Here is a 17,389-nt window from a genome sequence, read left to right on the forward strand (position 1 = left end):
TAGAAATAGTTGAGATGAATATATCAATAAGGAAGAAGGAGTTTTAGTATGTCAATTAAAATAGCACTTGCAGGTAATCCAAACTGTGGAAAGACAACATTGTTTAATGCTTTGACAGGTTCAAATCAGTTTGTTGGAAATTGGCCAGGAGTTACTGTTGAGAAAAAAGAAGGTAGATTAAAGGGATATAAAGATGTCATAATAATGGATTTGCCAGGAATTTATTCCTTGTCACCATATACTTTAGAAGAGGTAGTAGCAAGAAATTATTTAATAGGGGAGAGACCAGATGCAATTCTTAACATTGTTGATGGTACAAATATTGAAAGAAATTTATATTTGTCTACTCAATTAATGGAACTTGGTATTCCGTTAATCATGGCAGTTAATATGATGGATGTATTGGAGAAAACAGGAGATAAGATATATATTGACAAGCTTAGTGAGAAATTAGGATGTGAAGTAGTTGAGATATCTGCATTAAAGGGTACAGGTATTCAGAAGGCAGCTGAAAAAGCAGTAGCTATTGCAAAGAGTAAAAATGTAAATGTTCCAGTACATCGATTTGATTCAGAAGTGGAGAAAGTAATTCATTCTATTGAAGAAAGACTAGGCTCTGATATTGTAAAAGAACAAAAGAGGTTTTTTGCTATTAAATTACTTGAGAAGGATGAGAAAATTAAAACCCAAATGAGCAAAGTGCCTGATGTGTCAAAAGAAATTGTAGCAATAGAAAGTAAACTTGATGATGATACAGAAAGTATTGTAACAAATGAAAGATATACATATATTTCTTCAATAATTAATGAATGCTGTAAAAAGAATAAGACAAAAAAGCTTACAGTGTCAGATAAAATCGACAAGATTGTAACTAATAGATGGCTTGCATTACCTATATTTGCGGTTGTAATGTTCATTGTATATTATGTATCAATAACAACAATTGGTAAGTGGGCAACAGATTGGGTTAATGATGGAGTATTCGGTGATGGGTGGAATTTCTTTGGGATAGAATCACTTCATGTAGCTGGAATTCCAGACCTTATTCAATCAGGACTTACAGCTATAGGATGTGCAGCTTGGTTGCAAGGATTAATTGTTAACGGTATTGTTGCTGGTGTTGGAGCCGTACTTGGATTTGTTCCACAGATGATTGTACTTTTTGCTTTTCTTGCATTTTTAGAAGCATGCGGATATATGGCAAGAGTTGCATTTATAATGGATAGAATCTTCCGTAAATTTGGTCTTTCAGGAAAATCATTTATTCCAATGTTAATAGGAAGTGGATGTGGAGTTCCTGGAATAATGGCCTCAAGAACAATTGAAAATGATCGTGACCGTAAGATGACAATTATGACTACAACTTTTATTCCTTGTAGTGCCAAACTACCAATTATTGCTTTGATTGCAGGTGCATTATTTAATGGAGCCTGGTGGGTAGCACCAAGTGCTTATTTTGTTGGAATTATTGCTATAGTAACTTCAGGGATTATTTTAAAGAAAACAAAGATGTTTGCAGGAGAAACTGCTCCATTTGTTATGGAACTTCCAGCATATCATATGCCAACTGTTAGCAATATACTAAGGAGTATAGGAGAAAGAAGCTCATCATTTATGAAGAAAGCTGGTACAATTATTCTTCTTTCAACAATAATATTATGGTTTGCCATGAGTTTTGGATGGGTTAATGGACAATTTGGAATGCTTGATACTATGCAGCTTGATCACAGTATATTAGCATCTATTGGTAATGTAATAGCATGGCTGTTTACTCCACTTGGATGGGGAAACTGGAAGTCAGCAGTTGCAGCAGTAACTGGATTGATTGCAAAAGAAAATGTGGTTGGAACCTTTGGTATTCTTTATGGCTTCGCAGAAGTTGCAGAAAATGGAGCAGAAGTTTGGGGAAGTCTTGCTGGAAGTATGACAGCAATTGCAGCTTACTCATTTCTAGTATTTAATCTTCTTTGTGCACCATGTTTTGCGGCTATGGGTGCAATCAAGAGGGAAATGAATAGTGCAAAATGGTTTTGGTTTGCTATAGGGTATCAAACACTTTTTGCTTACTTGGTATCATTATGTGTGTTCCAAATAGGAACACTTATTACAACAGGTTCATTTGGAATTGGAACAGCAGTTGCATTTCTTTTGATAATAGGTTTTATATATTTATTGGTCAAGCCTCATAAAGAAAATAACGCAATAAGTGCTAAATAACTTTTAAGGAGATGTTTTATATGGGAACAATTATAGTAGGAATAGGTGTTATGTGTATTGTTGGACTAATCATAAGAAATATGATTAGAGATAAGAAAAGTGGAAAATCAATTCACTGTGGTGGAGAATGTAAGCACTGTGGAGGAAGTTGTCATATTAAATAAATAATAAAATACCATCTGTTTGTAGATGGTATTTTTATTTATAATAATTTAATATGCTTTTTTATTGCTTCAAAGCTTTCTTTACTTATAACATGTTCAATGCGACATGCATCTTCTGTAGCAATTTCGCTGCTCACTCCAAGTTGTTTTAGCCAGGAAGAGAGAAAGTAGTGCCTTTCAAAGATCATCTCTGCAATTTCTTTACCAGATTCAGTTAAATATATATATCCTTCCTTTGTAACGGTGATATAATTTTTTTCACGTAGATTTTTTATAGCTACACTAACACTTGATTTCTTAAAATCAAGTTCCTCTGCTATATCAATAGAGCGAACAGCAGGAAGAGATTTACTTAACATAAGGATCGTTTCTAAATAGTTTTGAGCAGATTCACTTACAGGCATAATGTATCACCTCAATTATCAATAGTGGTTAGTTTAATATAACTATAGTTAGTATAACATAAGAATTAGCAAACATCGATTAAATTCTAGGCTATAAAAAGGATAAAAATATGAAGTTGAATAATATTATATAAAGGAGCATTATAAAGATAGATAATTCTCTATTTTGAGAATTATTTGAATTGAAGTGAGGTGAATAATATGAAATTTTATGAATTTGGTGAAAAGAGGAACCCAGTACTTATGCTATTACCTGGGACATGCTGTCATTGGAAAAATAACTATGGAAAAGTAATAGAGATGTTAACTGACGTATTTTATGTAGTGTGCGTATCTTATGATGGATTTGATGAAATTGAACAAACTGAATTTATAGATATGATAACGGAAGTTCAGAAAATTGAAGAATATATAAAAAGAAAATTTAATGGAGAAGTACATACTGTATATGGATGTTCTTTAGGTGGGTCATTTGTTGGATTGTTGGCTCAAAGAAAGCAGATTCATATGAATCATGGTATACTTGGAAGTTCTGATTTAGATCAGAAAGATTCATGGAAAGCTAAAATACAAACAAAACTATTTGTACCAATTGTATATAAGATTATTCACAAAGGAAAGGTTAATAAGATAATTCTTAATCTTATGAAAAAGCACAGAGGTGAGCAGTATACTATGGAATTTATGCACATTATGCTAGGAGTAGGTGGTGAAAAATTAAATTTTATATCAAAACGAAGTATGGAAAATCAATTTTATTCTGATTTAGTTACGGAATTAGAAGATAGTATAGATGTTGAGGGAACAAGTATACATTGTTTGTATGCAACAAAGATGGGGGAAATATATTTAAAGAGATACAAGAAACACTTTAGAAGTCCACAAATAATTAAACATGATCTATTACATGAAGAGTTACTGGCATGTAGGCCAAATGAGTGGGTAAAAGTAATTAAGAGATGTGCTCATATAGCATAGAATTTGCAGTGGCAAAAGGAAAATGTTATTTCAGGAATAGAATTATTGCGGATGATTAAATGGACTTATTCCGAAGCACGATATTGCTTCGGAGTAAGTCCTGTTTTCTTCTTGAAAATACGGCTGAAATAATTGCTGTCGCTAAATCCACATTGTAGCGCTATATGAGATATAGGAATGCGACTCTCTCTAAGTAAACTACATGCATGGTTTATTCTTAGTGTAAGTATGTAGTTTAAAGGTGTACTATTGTAGGTAGCAGTAAAAATTCTTGTAAAATGTCTTGGGGAGTAGTGCGAAATTTCAGCAAGTATATCTATAGAGATATCTTCTGTATAATGGCTCTCAATATATGAAATAGACTTAGCAACGTTGATTATATCTACTTCCTCAGAGATATTTCCAAAGCTATATAACCGAGAAAGCATGACAACTAGAGTTATAAAGCTTGATTTGAGAATTGTTTTCCACCCCTCAGCTTTGGTTTGGTACTCAGAAAGCATAGTATCTGTTAAAATGTGTATCTTATCAAATTCTATTGGTTTAAGAGCTAATCTGCTTTTAAAGCTGTGCTCCTTGGTGAAATAAGGTTCCAATACAAACAGTGCATGAAATCCAGCATTTTTTTTAATATCATAATCAGCTGAAAGTAGATTTTCAGAGCGATACATTATATTACAAATGTGAAAATTCTCAGCTTCTTCATATCCATGAGCAGTATCATTACTGATAACAAAAACATCCCCTTTTTTAATATAAAATTTTTCATTATCAACAATGTGCATTGCACTGCCACTCAATACAATTACAAGCTCAGAAAAATCCTTATGTGTGTGCATGAAAAGGTTATCATCATGGTTTCCGTACTGAATAAAAAATGGAAAGCTTTCATCATTTGTAAAATAACTAAGTTTAAATTGTTCCATTTATCTCTCCTTAAATCTTGTCTGTTTTGTGCTATAACATGGTGAAATAGTTATATAATATGCTATTTTTATTTGCTAATATATGCAGTATATCATAAGTGATAATTTTGGGATAGTTTTTTGTGCTGAGTTCATGCACATCTATATATAGGAGATTGTCACTATAAGATTTTAGGCATCTGAAATAGCATAGCATATTGACTTACTTGTTTTTTAAAGATGCCTTAGTGTAATTTTTATATTATTAAAAAGTGGGAGTGTATATAATGAAATATAATAATCCTGTAATTAAAGGTTTTTATCCAGATCCTAGTGTGTGCAAGGTAGATGATACATATTATCTTGTATGTAGTTCTTTTCAATACTTTCCAGGAGTACCTATTTTCGAAAGCAAGGATTTAATTAATTGGAAGCAGATAGGACATTGTCTTACAAGAAAGAGTCAAGTTCAGCTTGAAAAGATAAATAGTTCAGGTGGAGTTTTTGCTCCTACAATAAGATATAACAACGGACGTTTTTATATGACTACAACTAATGATACAACTCGTCAAAATTTCTATGTTTGGACAGATGATATTTATGGGGAATGGTCTGAGCCTATATCTGTAGATCAAGGTGGAATTGATCCATCTTTATACTTTGAAGATGGCAAAACATATTTCATGAGCAACGGAGCAGATGACAATGGAGTTCCAGGTATAGTTCAATGTGAAATTGAGATTGAAACAGGTAAAAAATTGACTCCAAGTCGTACAATATGGCAAGGAACTGGTGGACGTTTTCTTGAGAGTCCACACTTATATAAAATAGATGGAAAATACTATCTTATGGCAGCAGAAGGCGGAACTGAATATGGTCATATGGTAACATATGCACGTGGAAATTCTCCATTTGGTCCTTTTGAAGCATATGCTAACAATCCTGTTCTTACAAATCGTAATTTAGGTGGTTATGAAATACAAGGAGTAGGCCATGGTGATCTTATTCAAGATAATAGTGGCAATTGGTGGATACTTCATCTTGGATTTAGACAACAAGGTCAATGGGCTGCTTATCACCACCTTGGACGTGAAGTTTTCCTTACTCCAGTTAATTTTAATGAAGATGGTTGGTTCACAGCAGGAAACAATGGTACAACAATTTATTGCTTTGATGTAGAAAGTATTTCTAATAATGTAGTTCAGAATGAGAAAAAATGCTACACCTTTAAAAATACAGAATGGGACAAGGACTGGTGCTATCTTCGTCATCCTCATATTGAAAACTATAAGCTAAGTGAAGATAGTATAAGTCTAAAAGGAACTAATATTACTATTGATGAAGCTGATTCTCCAACATTTATAGGAATCCGTCAAAGAGACTTCAATGGAGTTATTTCTTGTAATGTATGCATTCCAGATGGTGAGGCAGGGATTACTTTTTATCTAGATGAAAACCACCATTATGATTTAGCAATACGTAGATGTGATGATGGATATGAGGTGATTGAACGACTTAATATAGGAGATATTAAATCAGTAGAGAAAACTGTATCTTTAAAAGATACTAATAATGCTTCTTTGGTTGTCCATGCAAGCAATTACAACTATGCTTTCTATGCTAATGTTGAAGGTAAAAAAATTCCTCTTGGAACAGCACAAACTAGATATCTTTCATCAGAAGTTGCTGGAGGATTTACAGGTGTTGTTATAGGGTTATATTCCTATGGACAAACTACTAATTATGCTGAGTTTAAAAATTTTGAGTGCAAATACCTTTAAGCAATTAAGTATGATGATAATTATATATCTTTAAGTAAGAAATTCACTCAACTTATAATTGGGTGATTTTTTTTTTATTTATAATAAATATTGCTGTACAGTTATGTATAGAAATTTAGATTTAATTGATGTTTATAGAGAATAAATTCTTTAAAATAGCTAAACATAAATTAGAATTAAGCTCTATTATTAATATAAATTTATAGATATTCAAGTTAAAAATATCTATTTCATATCAGAGATAAGCTGAATTTTGTTTTAGTTTAAGGCAAGGAATAATGCTAACTTTAATGTTGAATATTTATATAGAAGGGGATTGAGTAATAATGTCAAGAAAAATAATTCGTTCAATAATATTTATAATAGTTATAACCTTATCAACAAGCAATCTAGCATATGCACAGATTATCTCTCAGCCTTATGGACCTAAAATATCAGATTTGCAGAACAAAGCAGAGATTGTTAGTAGCTTTGAACAAATTAAATCTATACGTGCTAATTTAAGTATTATTAATGTAAAGACTAATACACCAGCTCAAGAACTAAAAACTATAGATACTAATTTGGAGAGATATATTGAGCAGCTTAGAATTATTAGAGCAACCTTAGTAAGGCATTCTGATACATATAAAAATTCAATTTCAGATGTATTTTTTGCAGAACAAATGGTAGCCATATCTGATTGCTATATTATAAGCTTAAAGCATCAGCAACTTTTGATAAGATCAATAGAAAATAATGTAGAAGGAACATCTACACTATTTTATTCAACTTATATGATTCCAATATATTACTACCTTACACAAGGTGATCAACTGGTAGCTTATACTCAAACATATATAGTGATTTCCTGATAATAAACAATGTATGATGTAAAATACAATTATTAAAGTTCATAAAAAGGTTAGTATGTATATTTACTAACCTTTTTGTGCATAAACTCTATTTATCATCTGAATAAAGAATTGGCTTTCCGTCCTTATCAACAAGAACTGTTACGCCACCACCATATCCATCATAGGCATATAAATACTGGACTCCTGTGTTTTTATCCAATATTATTTTGCAACCAGCCATGCCGCCATCCTTATGAATGATTTCAAATCTTTTTTCCTTGCCAAACATATTATCCTTCCAGTAATGAATTTATATATATTTAATGTATTATTATATAAGTATGCTAATATCCCACTATTACTATATATACTTTCTTTATCCCTTATGGCGATACTTTACAATATAACCATAAAATATAGAAGGATTTTTTTGTATGAAAAAGAGATTCATGTGACTTATTTTTAGTTTACGTATGAAAACATTTCTCTTATAAATCTATTATCCTGATAAAGATCATAGAAAATTTGTTTTCCTGTGGTGCCTTTAACATAGTTGTTTCCATTGAATTCTTCTTGATAGCCAGCAGAATGAGCATAATCTTCTATGAACTTAATTGTTTTTCCATCAAATGAAAGCCAAGCGATAACTGGGTTATCTGAATAGTCATAATTTCTCATAACGAATATTGCTATAGTATTATAATACATATAATTTTAAGATGTGAGTCTTTTGAAGAAAATAATTTACGATTTTTCTCAATAGATGTAATCTATAATTAATTACAAAAAGCTTCTATTTGAAAGGATATAATTATGAAAATTCTAAAAATTATTGATAAAATTTTACGTGGTTTAGTGTATGCTATGTATGCAGGAATACTTACACTATATGGAACATACATTTTAATGGCTTATGACATTTCAAAAACCTTAGATATTAGCTATTTACACATTTTATTCTTTATATTTATTTTAACTTTGTACTTCTTTGCAAAAAATAAAAGAAGTCAGTTGCGCTATAATATCCTCCTTTTATTGTCAGGGATTATGATTTTATTCTTGCAATATTATTATTGGAATATAGGTAAGTTTTCTGTACCAGGTCCTTTTATAAATACTGTATTTTCTGCTAATTCACTTTTTGATCTTGCTCCATTATCTCTAGTTTATCTATCTACTATATGTACTTATTTTGTTTCTAAGAAGAAAGATAAGGAGTAGTTATAATTTTCATAAAATTCTGTCTGAGGGGAAAAGCTATGGCGTGATAATAAAATACATATCAATAAATTCTTGACCTTTTAAAGTTTAATTTGATATAATTTCATTGAACATGTGGTGCTTTGCACGTAAGTCTAGTTTACGTGCAAAGCACCACATGTTTTTTATTATTAATTATAGTCTTTTAAGCTTGTGAGCGTGGGAAATATAAAATCAATTGCCCCATGGATTATAATGTTTCAATTTATTGTGACAAGCCTGTTATAAAAAAACAATTGTTGAGACAAAATAAGTTCACATGTTATGATTGGAGAAGATTTATTTCTAAATTTATAAATCAGTGTATAGGGCTATAATACTTATATAAGTTTGAAGTTGTATAGAACTATTCCACTTAAATGTTGGTAGAAAAATGTCGAATTTTTGTAACTTGTCCATTAATATTTCCACCAACATTATTTAATGAAACTCCTATTCCTAGCATCGTAAGAGTACTCATAGAGTAAGCGACCATCATCAAATCATAGATTCGAGATGTCTGCTTAACCGATTCGCTCAAAAGACAAGCTTTTGGCTATCTGCTTATGGAACAGTTCTATATGGATGCTAGATATCAATATATACAGCATATACATTAAAATAAATAAGTTTGATTTCAACTTCAACTTATAGAACTTGGATTTTTATAAATAGTTTGTATTACAATCAATACTTGGAGGGAGACAGAATATGGAGGATATAAAAACTACGGAAAACACAGTACATAATAATAGATGGATAATACTATTTTCTACTGTACTTTTTACTTTTATGGCAACTCTAGATGGAAGCATTGTAAATGTAGCATTGCCTGTTATGGCACATAAGCTTTCAGTAAGCATGGCATCGATTCAATGGGTGGTTACTAGTTATTTAATAGTAATAGTAGGAACTATTTTAGTATTTGGAAGATTGGGAGATATTAAAGGGAAAACTACAATTTTTAAGTTTGGGGTAATTATTTTCACAGTAGGTTCGTTTTTATGTGGATTTACAAATTCATTACCAGTGTTAGTTGCATCAAGATGTTTGCAAGCAATAGGAGCAGCAGGAACTATGTCAACAAGTCAAGGCATAATAACTCATGTATTTCCAAGCAATGAAAGAGGGCGAGCTTTAGGATTAAATGCAACAGCAGTTGCTTTAGGTTCTATGGTAGGACCTCCATTAGGGGGAATAATAGTTTCTGTGTTAAGTTGGCAATATATATTTTTGATAAATGTACCGATAGGAATTTTTGCACTTGTTTTTTCAACAAGAGCCTTTCCTAAAAATAATAAGTCTGATTCAAGCGAGAAGCTAGATGCAAAAGGAGCATTTTTATTTGGAGTAAGTATGGTATTAATATTTGTTGCGATGACAATAGGTAATAATATTGGATATGAAAACTTAACTATTGCAATTTTAGTGATTGCTGCAGTTGTACTTTTCACTGTATTTATAGCAGTGGAGAGAAGAACAGAAGATCCATTGTTAAAACTTGAAATATTCTATAATCCTTTATTTTCACTTAGCATATTTTGTGCCTTTATTTCCTTTGTTGCAATAAGCTGCTCAAATATTATATTACCATTTTATTTGCAGTATGTAATGAAATTGACACCTTCAATAACTGGATTTTTAATGATGGTATCACCTTTGATTTTATCAATTGTTGCCCCTATAAGTGGATATATGTCTGATAGAATAGGATCAGAAAAGTTAACATTTATAGGACTTACAGGAACAAGTTTAGGTTTATTATTAATGGCATTTTTGAATCAGGGTTCTCATATGTGGGAAGTAATAATATTTATAGCTATAATGGCTATGGGAAATGGAATGTTTCAATCTCCAAATAATTCACTAGTGATGTCTACGGTTGATAAGAAGAGTCTAGGTATTGCAGGAGGAATAAATGCGCTAGTTAGAAACTTAGGAATGGTTTTTGGTATATCTTTTTCAACTACACTTTTATATAGCAGAATGAGTAGCAAAATTGGATATCATGTTACAGGATATATTGCGGGAAAAGATGATGTATTTATATATGGAATGCAGTTTGTATATATTGCAGCAGCTATTATATGTGCAATCGGAGCATTCTTAACACTATATAGAATGTATAAGATGAGGATTAAACAAAGAAGCTAGAGAGTATAGTTTTTAAAATTAATCATAAAAAAGAGAAGTTATGTCTGCATATTGAGATAACTTCTCTTCTTTTAGTATTTTTTAGTTGTCTTGTGAGTGACGTTCACCAATTTGGAAGTCAGCACTATGTTCAAACATATACTTAACAGTAACTGGATCTTGACCAGTTAATTTCTTAAAATCATCTGTAAACTCAGCCATTTTTCCTAAGCGAATAGCTTGAGCGAAAGTAACCATGCCTTCAGAAGAGAAAGGCGCTTCTGAACCATCTTTAAACTTTCCATCTGTTGTTCTAGGAACTCCCATTGCATCAAATACAGCATAATTTTCTTCATCAGTAATTTCTTTATAAGTTATCTTATTACCAGTAGCTTCGTTACCGTATGCTATAAAGTCTGAAATTGTCATCAGTTCAGCTCCATTTATATTTAAAATAGCTTCATGATAATTCTTTGATGCTAGAGCATAGGCAACAGCTTTTGCACAATCATTACGTGAGATATATGCCATCTTTCCATCACCTTGGCTGTTTGTCAATACACCACTAGTTTTTACATATGTGAAGTAGTTTGTAATCATTGCTTCAGCATATTGAGAATTACGAAGGAAGATATAATCTAATCCAACACTTTTTACGTAAGCCTCAGTATAGGCATGATCTATTTTTTCAACACTTGGATTTGTCTCATCAGCTGCATTTACAAGTGATGTATATATAACTTGTTTTACACCAGCTTTTTTTGCGGCATCTACAACATTCTTATGTGCATTTTGACGTCTTGTTCCAACAAAAGGCATTGAAATTAAGGCAACCTTATCTGCATTAGCAAAAGCTTCTGCAAGACCATCAATTTTATTGAAGTTAGTTACATGTGTTTCTATACCTTGTTCTTCATATTCTTTTAAAGATTCCGCATTATATCCACAAAAAATAATTTGATCTTTATCAACTAAATTTAATAAGTATTCAGCGGCTTGTTTTCCTAGATTTCCATCCACACCAGTTAATAATAATTTTCCCATAACTACAACACTCCTTGATTTTTTTCATCTAAAAACAATGTACAAATATCTATCGAATAACGAATTACTTGTTTTTGAAGATGTCTTATTATCTATGACTATATGTTATGTGAATATTCAAACAAAGTCCAATATGAAAAAGTTATGAGCTATTGAGAAAACAAATGCTGTATATGCTCAATGAATGGCTTTAATGCAGGATTTTTATTATCCTTTAAATATCCAATTTGTATTTTAAAAGTATGATGAGATTCTTCTAATGGAATTAAGCGAACTTCATCTTTTATGTAAGAAAGATTATGATTATCAGGAAAAAAGCCAATCAAATTTTCTGTTATTATATAAAATAATTCGGTTTCTATATCATCTACGGTTTGAAGTATTTTAGGGTCATAGCCATCTTCTATAGCATTTTCAATCATTAAATAATAGGAGTTACCAATTGTGCTTGGATTTAGCATAACAAGTGGATATGCATATAATTCATCTTTTGAGATTGATTTATTATAAAAAAGTGGATGTTTATTGCTTACCACTGCACAATATCGTCCGCTATATAAGGTATGAGTTTTAATATCCTCCTTTCCTTTGAATTCAGAATCAAAGGTTATTGCAATATCATATATTTCTTTTTGCAAGAATTCTGATACATCTTTTAATAGAACTTTATTTAATCCAAGTTTGATATTGGGATTACTTTCTTTGAATGAAGGGATAAATCTCAATATACTTTGTATATCTGTTACTGCAGCATATTCCATATTCAATATTTGAGTATAATCTCTTTGATAATTTGCCATTTTGGTCTTCATATGATTATATTGTTTCCAAAGCACAACTGCTTCCTCATAAAAAAGCCATCCAGCTGGTGTAGGTTCAATAGGTATTTGCTTTCTATCAATTAATTGCATTTCAAACTCCTTTTCAAGCGAGGCAATTTGCTGGCTGATAGTAGTTTGCGATACAAAATTCTTTCTTGCTGTTTCTGTGAAATTTCTACATTTAACTAAATCTATATAATACTTTATTTTTTCAATATTCATCTTAATCCTCTATAAAAATATTTTTATTATTTTGAAGTATTTCGGAGTATTTAATCTTTAATCTTTTACAATTTTTTTATTTAAATAAAATTATAGCTTAATTTTATACTTTTGTGTATAAGCGTATGTACCAGTACGTTTTAAAGCTACTTTTTAAGTTATCAATAAAAGGTGAATAATTATCTAAGATAAAAGAAAATATAAAAATATATATTTTTTGCTAGAGAAAAATAAGTTTAGGGGGGAATTTAATTGAAGAATTTTTTGAAATTTATAGCTTTATCCATCATTAGTTTAAATCTCGCAATTGGCACAAATGCAAAGATAATAAAAGCAAATGAACATATGACATCAGTACAGCCAATAGATAGATTGCAAAAAATAAAGGAGAAGGGAGTATTAACAGTATTATCATCTGATTCAGCTCCGTATTCATATAAAGATCCTAGAAGTGGTGAATTTAGTGGGATTGATGCAGATATTATAAGAGAGATAGCCAGAAGACTAGGAATTAGGACAGTGGATGCAAAATATATAGCATTTCCATATGCAATAGAAGAGACAGCCAAGAATCCAGATATTGATTTATTAGCACAAGGCATATATATGACAGAGGATCGTAAGAAAGTGGTCAATTTTAGTAACCCCATTTATACTGAGGTGGATGCAATATTAACTAGAAAGGATACAAATATAAATAGTAAAAATGATTTAAAGAATAGAATAATTGGTGCAGCTGCAGGGTCGGTTTATGATGAAATGGCAAAGAATTGGAAATTACAAGGCTTAATAAGAGATTACACTAGATTTTATGATAATAATTCATTACTATTGGCACTAGAAAATAAAACTATAGATGCTGCAATTACTGCTTCTATAACAGCAGAAAATGCTCTTTTTCAAAAACCAAATTCAAATTTTAAGTTATTATCTCCCAATCAATATAAGCCAGAGTTGAATTTGAGTGTAGGATATGCTTTCAAGAAAGAAGATATTACGTTGTTAAATGCAATTAATGAAAAGTTACAGGAAATGAGGAATGATGGAAGTCTATATGAGATATTAGCTAAGCGTAGTTTAATATCACATTATATTCCTTAAATAGCATAATTAATGAGTATTCTTAATGAAAGCTTAGTAGGAAATCTTGTTAAGAATGTTGAAATAATGTTAGAGTATTTTAACTATTTCGTGGAATTAGGAGGAATTCAATTGAAGAGACTTGTAAAGTTTATAATCTTATTAGCTATTAGTGTAAATCTCACAGTTATTGCAAGTGGAAAAGTAATAAAAGCAAATGCGAATATAGCTTCTACAAAACAGGTTGATAGATTTAACAATATAAAACAAAAAGGGGTATTAACGGTACTATCACCTGATATGCCTCCATATTCATATAAAGATTCTAAAGATGGTGAGTTTAGTGGGATTGATGCAGAGATCATAAGAGAAATAGCCAGGCGTTTAGGAATTAATAGAGTTGAGGCAAAGTATATAGCATTTCCTTATTTAATAGAAGAAGTGACTAAGAATCCTCAAGTTGATTTATTAGCTCAAGGAATATATATTACTGATGAACGAAAACAATTAGTGAATTTTAGTAATTCAATTTATACAGAAGTTGATGGAATTTTAGCTAGGAAAGATTCAAATATAAATAGCAAAAGTGACTTAAAGAATAAAAAAATAGGAGTGATTAGTTGTACGGTTTATGAGACTATGGCAGAAAAATGGAAACGGCAAGGAGTGATAAAAGATTATCTGAAATTTTATGATAGTAATTCTTTGGAGGTGGCATTAGAAAGTAATGTTATTGATGCTATGCTTGCTTCATCTGTAGTAGAAGAAGACATACTTTATCAAAAACCTAACTTGAAATTTAAATTATTATCTCCAAGTCAATATAAACCAGAATTGAATTTTAGTGTAGGATATGCTTTTAAGAAAGAAGATACTGAATTACTAAATGTAGTTAATGAAAAGCTCAGAGAGATGAAGAATGATGGAACCATATATCAAATCTTAGCTAAGAATGGAGTATCTTCACATTATATCCCATAGATAAACGAAAACTGATTTAAGAATTAAAGAGGAACTGAGTTGTACAGATTCCTCTTTAATTATTTCTGAAATTGCAATTTTGAATAGAAATATTCGTATTTTAAAAGATTGATATAATTAAATTTCTGCTTTTTCTTGATTTTTATAAAAACTTAAGCTAAAATTACTAGGTAAAACGAATTAAAAATTGAAAAAATAAAATAATATTCACTTATATAAATTCAACGATATGGGTTGGATGTTTCTACCAAGCTGCCGAAAATAGCTATAGGACTATAAGTGTCTGCTAAAAATTATATTTAATATCGAGGAGAGATAGGAAATGAATTATGATGTAATAATAGTAGGTGCTGGTCCAGCAGGAATATTTACTGCATATGAATTAAAGAAACAAAAACCTGAATCTAAAATACTTTTAATTGAATCAGGAAGAAGTATTGATAAAAGACATTGTCCAAAAGATAAGACAAAGAAATGTGTATCTTGTAAGCCATATTGTAATATAACAACTGGTTTTTCAGGGGCTGGTGCCTTTTCAGACGGAAAGTTATCATTGAATCATGAAGTGGGTGGAGATTTACCTGAACTTGTAGGTGCTGATTTGGCACAAGAATATATAAACTATACAGATTCAATTTACTTAAATTTTGGCGCAGATACTAGAGTTGAAGGTGTAGGAAACAATGAAGCTGTAAAAGAAATTAGAAGAAAGGCTATTCAGGCATCCTTAAAGTTAGTAGATTGTCCAATAAGACATTTAGGAACTGAAAAAGCTCAAGAAATATATTTAAAAATACAAAATCACTTATTAGATAGTGGTGTTGAAATAAAATTTGATACAACAGTTAAAGACCTCTTAATTAAAAATGGTGCAATATATGGAGTAATAGCAACTGATTCATTAACTAGAAAGAATGATGAAGAGGCACTTTCAGATACAGTTGTTGTAGCAACAGGTAGAAAAGGTGCAGATTGGCTAAAGGATATGTGCATTAAGCATAATGTAAAACATAGTGCAGGTCCAGTAGATATAGGGGTTAGAGTAGAGCTAAGAAATGAAGTTATGGAGAGCGTAAATAATGTTCTTTATGAATCTAAACTTATAGGGCATCCAGCACCATTTAAGGATAAGGTTAGAACCTTCTGCCAAAATCCAGGTGGTTTTGTTAGCCAAGAAAATTATGATAACAACTTAGCAATAGTTAATGGTCATTCCTATAAGGATAAAAAGTCTGAAAACACAAATTTAGCTATATTAAGCTCACATAATTTTTCAGAGCCTTTTAATGAACCTATTGAGTATGGACAAAAGGTTGCAGAACTTGTTAATATGCTTGGTAATGGTAAAATATTAGTTCAAAGATATGGTGATATATTAGATGGAAAGAGAACTTGGGAACATGAATTGTATCAATCAAATGTTAAGCATACATTACCAGATGCAGAAGCAGGGGATTTAACATCTGCAATTCCATATAGAACAATGACAAATATATTAAACTTTATACAGGCCATGGACACAGTGGTTCCAGGCTTTGCAAGTAGAGAGACTTTGTTATATGGACCTGAAATTAAGTTCTATAGCAACAGAATTAATGTAGATAAGAATAATTTTGAAACAAACATCAAAGGGTTACATTGTTTAGGAGATTCCAGTGGATGGACAAGAGGATTAATGATGGCTTCAGCCATGGGAGTAATGATGGGAAGAAAGCTATAGAGAATTAGATACATTTGTATAATTATAGAAACAGCATTTGTGCAAAGACAAATGCTGTTTTTTATATTCAATATTGAAGACTACACTATTTGCATAAGAATTATTCATCACACAATGGTAGATAAGTGGATAGAATTTCACTAAGCTCTGCAGATATTTCTTCAAGAGAAATATTCATTTCACCTCTAAGCCATACCTGATACAAATTAATAAATCCTCCAGCAATGAAATGTGCATGAATAGTAAATTTAGAAGTTTTTTTAATGTGCATTGGTATATCGCTATCAGTTTCCATCAATTTAACAAAAATATCATTTAGCTTTATAAGAAATTCCTCAGCTCCTCTTGTATTAATAAGAATTTTATATAGCTCAAAGTCTTCTTCAATCCAGTTTGATATTTTTAATAGAAGTGGTAATGGATTTTTAAAAAAGTTTTTATAATGGAACTCACTAAGAAATTCCTTGAGTTTTGATATGAGTTCATCTATTATCTGTTCCATAACTGCCTGTATATCTTGATAATGAGCATAGAATGTTCCACGGTTAATGTCCGCTCTAGTAATAATATCAGTGACTGTGATTTTTTCTATGTCTTTTTCCTGTATTAATTCAATAAATGCTTGCCTTATCAATTTACGTGAACGTATTGCACTTTTATATTCTGCTTTATTGCCCATTAGTGTACTCCTTAATAAAATATTTCAAAGTTGATCAATAAAGTGAAGTTTGTATAATTTTGAACACATTCAACAAATCTGATGATTGTGTATAGAGATTAAGCTTATTATAATACACATATAAACAAAGTTCAACACGTGTTTGATTTTGAACAAATAAATGATTTTGATTATGTTGATATTTT

Annotated in this window: 17 protein-coding genes and 1 riboswitch; of the genes, 10 read left to right on the forward strand and 7 right to left on the reverse strand. The window is 30.7% G+C overall.

Annotation, left to right across the window (positions count from 1 at the left end):
• The first annotated feature begins 48 nt into the window (after positions 1 to 48).
• Entirely contained in the window at positions 49 to 2,217 is a 2,169-nt protein-coding gene (gene feoB, locus OCU47_RS02770) for a ferrous iron transport protein B (protein WP_261827066.1), read from the forward strand.
• A 20-nt stretch (positions 2,218 to 2,237) separates the two neighbouring features.
• On the forward strand, positions 2,238 to 2,381 hold the full coding sequence (locus tag OCU47_RS02775; protein ID WP_261827067.1) for a FeoB-associated Cys-rich membrane protein: 144 nt from the start codon (positions 2,238 to 2,240) through the stop codon (positions 2,379 to 2,381).
• Positions 2,382 to 2,419: 38 nt separating this feature from the next.
• Here OCU47_RS02775 and OCU47_RS02780 read toward each other — a convergent pair whose 3' ends face one another.
• Complete coding sequence (locus OCU47_RS02780; protein WP_261827068.1) at positions 2,420 to 2,785, reverse strand: metal-dependent transcriptional regulator; 366 nt, start codon at positions 2,783 to 2,785, stop codon at positions 2,420 to 2,422.
• Between the two features lie 201 nt (positions 2,786 to 2,986).
• Here OCU47_RS02780 and OCU47_RS02785 point away from each other — a divergent pair, with 201 nt between their 5' ends.
• Positions 2,987 to 3,763, forward strand: a complete 777-nt coding sequence (locus OCU47_RS02785) for an alpha/beta hydrolase (protein WP_261827069.1) — start codon at positions 2,987 to 2,989, stop codon at positions 3,761 to 3,763.
• A gap of 65 nt (positions 3,764 to 3,828) precedes the next feature.
• On the opposite strand, the gene OCU47_RS02790 is transcribed toward OCU47_RS02785, so the two are convergent.
• Positions 3,829 to 4,689, reverse strand: coding sequence for an AraC family transcriptional regulator (locus OCU47_RS02790; protein ID WP_261827070.1), 861 nt, complete (start codon positions 4,687 to 4,689; stop codon positions 3,829 to 3,831).
• Positions 4,690 to 4,955: 266 nt separating this feature from the next.
• Here OCU47_RS02790 and OCU47_RS02795 point away from each other — a divergent pair, with 266 nt between their 5' ends.
• Positions 4,956 to 6,449, forward strand: a complete 1,494-nt coding sequence (locus OCU47_RS02795; RefSeq protein ID WP_261827071.1) for a glycoside hydrolase family 43 protein — start codon at positions 4,956 to 4,958, stop codon at positions 6,447 to 6,449.
• 326 nt (positions 6,450 to 6,775) lie between these two features.
• Positions 6,776 to 7,303 carry a hypothetical protein gene (locus OCU47_RS02800; protein ID WP_261827072.1) on the forward strand — a complete coding sequence of 176 codons (528 nt, stop codon included), beginning with the start codon at positions 6,776 to 6,778 and terminating at the stop codon, positions 7,301 to 7,303.
• An 88-nt stretch (positions 7,304 to 7,391) separates the two neighbouring features.
• On the opposite strand, the gene OCU47_RS02805 is transcribed toward OCU47_RS02800, so the two are convergent.
• Together OCU47_RS02805 and OCU47_RS02810 are read right to left on the reverse strand one after the other, a co-directional pair.
• Positions 7,392 to 7,574 (reverse strand): DUF6440 family protein, encoded by a 183-nt coding sequence (locus OCU47_RS02805; protein WP_261827073.1) that lies wholly within the window; start codon positions 7,572 to 7,574, stop codon positions 7,392 to 7,394.
• Positions 7,575 to 7,747: 173 nt separating this feature from the next.
• Positions 7,748 to 7,963, reverse strand: a complete 216-nt coding sequence (locus OCU47_RS02810; protein ID WP_261827074.1) for a hypothetical protein — start codon at positions 7,961 to 7,963, stop codon at positions 7,748 to 7,750.
• A gap of 135 nt (positions 7,964 to 8,098) precedes the next feature.
• Between OCU47_RS02810 and OCU47_RS02815 the strand changes: the two genes are divergently transcribed.
• Together OCU47_RS02815 and OCU47_RS02820 are read left to right on the forward strand one after the other, a co-directional pair.
• Positions 8,099 to 8,506, forward strand: a complete 408-nt coding sequence (locus OCU47_RS02815) for a hypothetical protein (RefSeq protein WP_261827075.1) — start codon at positions 8,099 to 8,101, stop codon at positions 8,504 to 8,506.
• 729 nt (positions 8,507 to 9,235) lie between these two features.
• Positions 9,236 to 10,678 carry an MFS transporter gene (locus OCU47_RS02820; protein ID WP_261827076.1) on the forward strand — a complete coding sequence of 481 codons (1,443 nt, stop codon included), beginning with the start codon at positions 9,236 to 9,238 and terminating at the stop codon, positions 10,676 to 10,678.
• 81 nt (positions 10,679 to 10,759) lie between these two features.
• On the opposite strand, the gene OCU47_RS02825 is transcribed toward OCU47_RS02820, so the two are convergent.
• Together OCU47_RS02825 and OCU47_RS02830 are read right to left on the reverse strand one after the other, a co-directional pair.
• Positions 10,760 to 11,701, reverse strand: coding sequence for an NAD(P)H-binding protein (locus OCU47_RS02825; RefSeq protein ID WP_261827077.1), 942 nt, complete (start codon positions 11,699 to 11,701; stop codon positions 10,760 to 10,762).
• A gap of 149 nt (positions 11,702 to 11,850) precedes the next feature.
• Entirely contained in the window at positions 11,851 to 12,744 is an 894-nt protein-coding gene (locus OCU47_RS02830) for a LysR family transcriptional regulator (protein ID WP_261827078.1), read from the reverse strand.
• Positions 12,745 to 12,996: 252 nt separating this feature from the next.
• Between OCU47_RS02830 and OCU47_RS02835 the strand changes: the two genes are divergently transcribed.
• From OCU47_RS02835 to OCU47_RS02845, 3 genes are all read left to right on the forward strand, one after another.
• The gene (locus OCU47_RS02835) at positions 12,997 to 13,845 is read left to right on the forward strand and encodes a substrate-binding periplasmic protein (RefSeq protein ID WP_261827079.1); all 849 of its coding nucleotides are present in this window, start codon (positions 12,997 to 12,999) and stop codon (positions 13,843 to 13,845) included.
• 111 nt (positions 13,846 to 13,956) lie between these two features.
• A complete protein-coding gene (locus tag OCU47_RS02840) occupies positions 13,957 to 14,805 on the forward strand; it encodes a substrate-binding periplasmic protein (protein WP_261827080.1) in 849 nt (282 codons plus the stop codon).
• Positions 14,806 to 14,996: 191 nt separating this feature from the next.
• A riboswitch (purine riboswitch) is annotated at positions 14,997 to 15,101 on the forward strand.
• A 26-nt stretch (positions 15,102 to 15,127) separates the two neighbouring features.
• Positions 15,128 to 16,525 carry an NAD(P)/FAD-dependent oxidoreductase gene (locus OCU47_RS02845; RefSeq protein ID WP_261827081.1) on the forward strand — a complete coding sequence of 466 codons (1,398 nt, stop codon included), beginning with the start codon at positions 15,128 to 15,130 and terminating at the stop codon, positions 16,523 to 16,525.
• A gap of 100 nt (positions 16,526 to 16,625) precedes the next feature.
• Here the strand turns inward: OCU47_RS02845 and OCU47_RS02850 are convergent, their stop codons facing one another.
• Positions 16,626 to 17,204 carry a TetR/AcrR family transcriptional regulator gene (locus OCU47_RS02850; protein ID WP_261827082.1) on the reverse strand — a complete coding sequence of 193 codons (579 nt, stop codon included), beginning with the start codon at positions 17,202 to 17,204 and terminating at the stop codon, positions 16,626 to 16,628.
• Positions 17,205 to 17,389 lie beyond the last annotated feature (185 nt).

Source organism: Clostridium sp. TW13 (assembly GCF_024345225.1).
Lineage (GTDB): Bacteria > Bacillota > Clostridia > Clostridiales > Clostridiaceae > Inconstantimicrobium > Inconstantimicrobium mannanitabidum.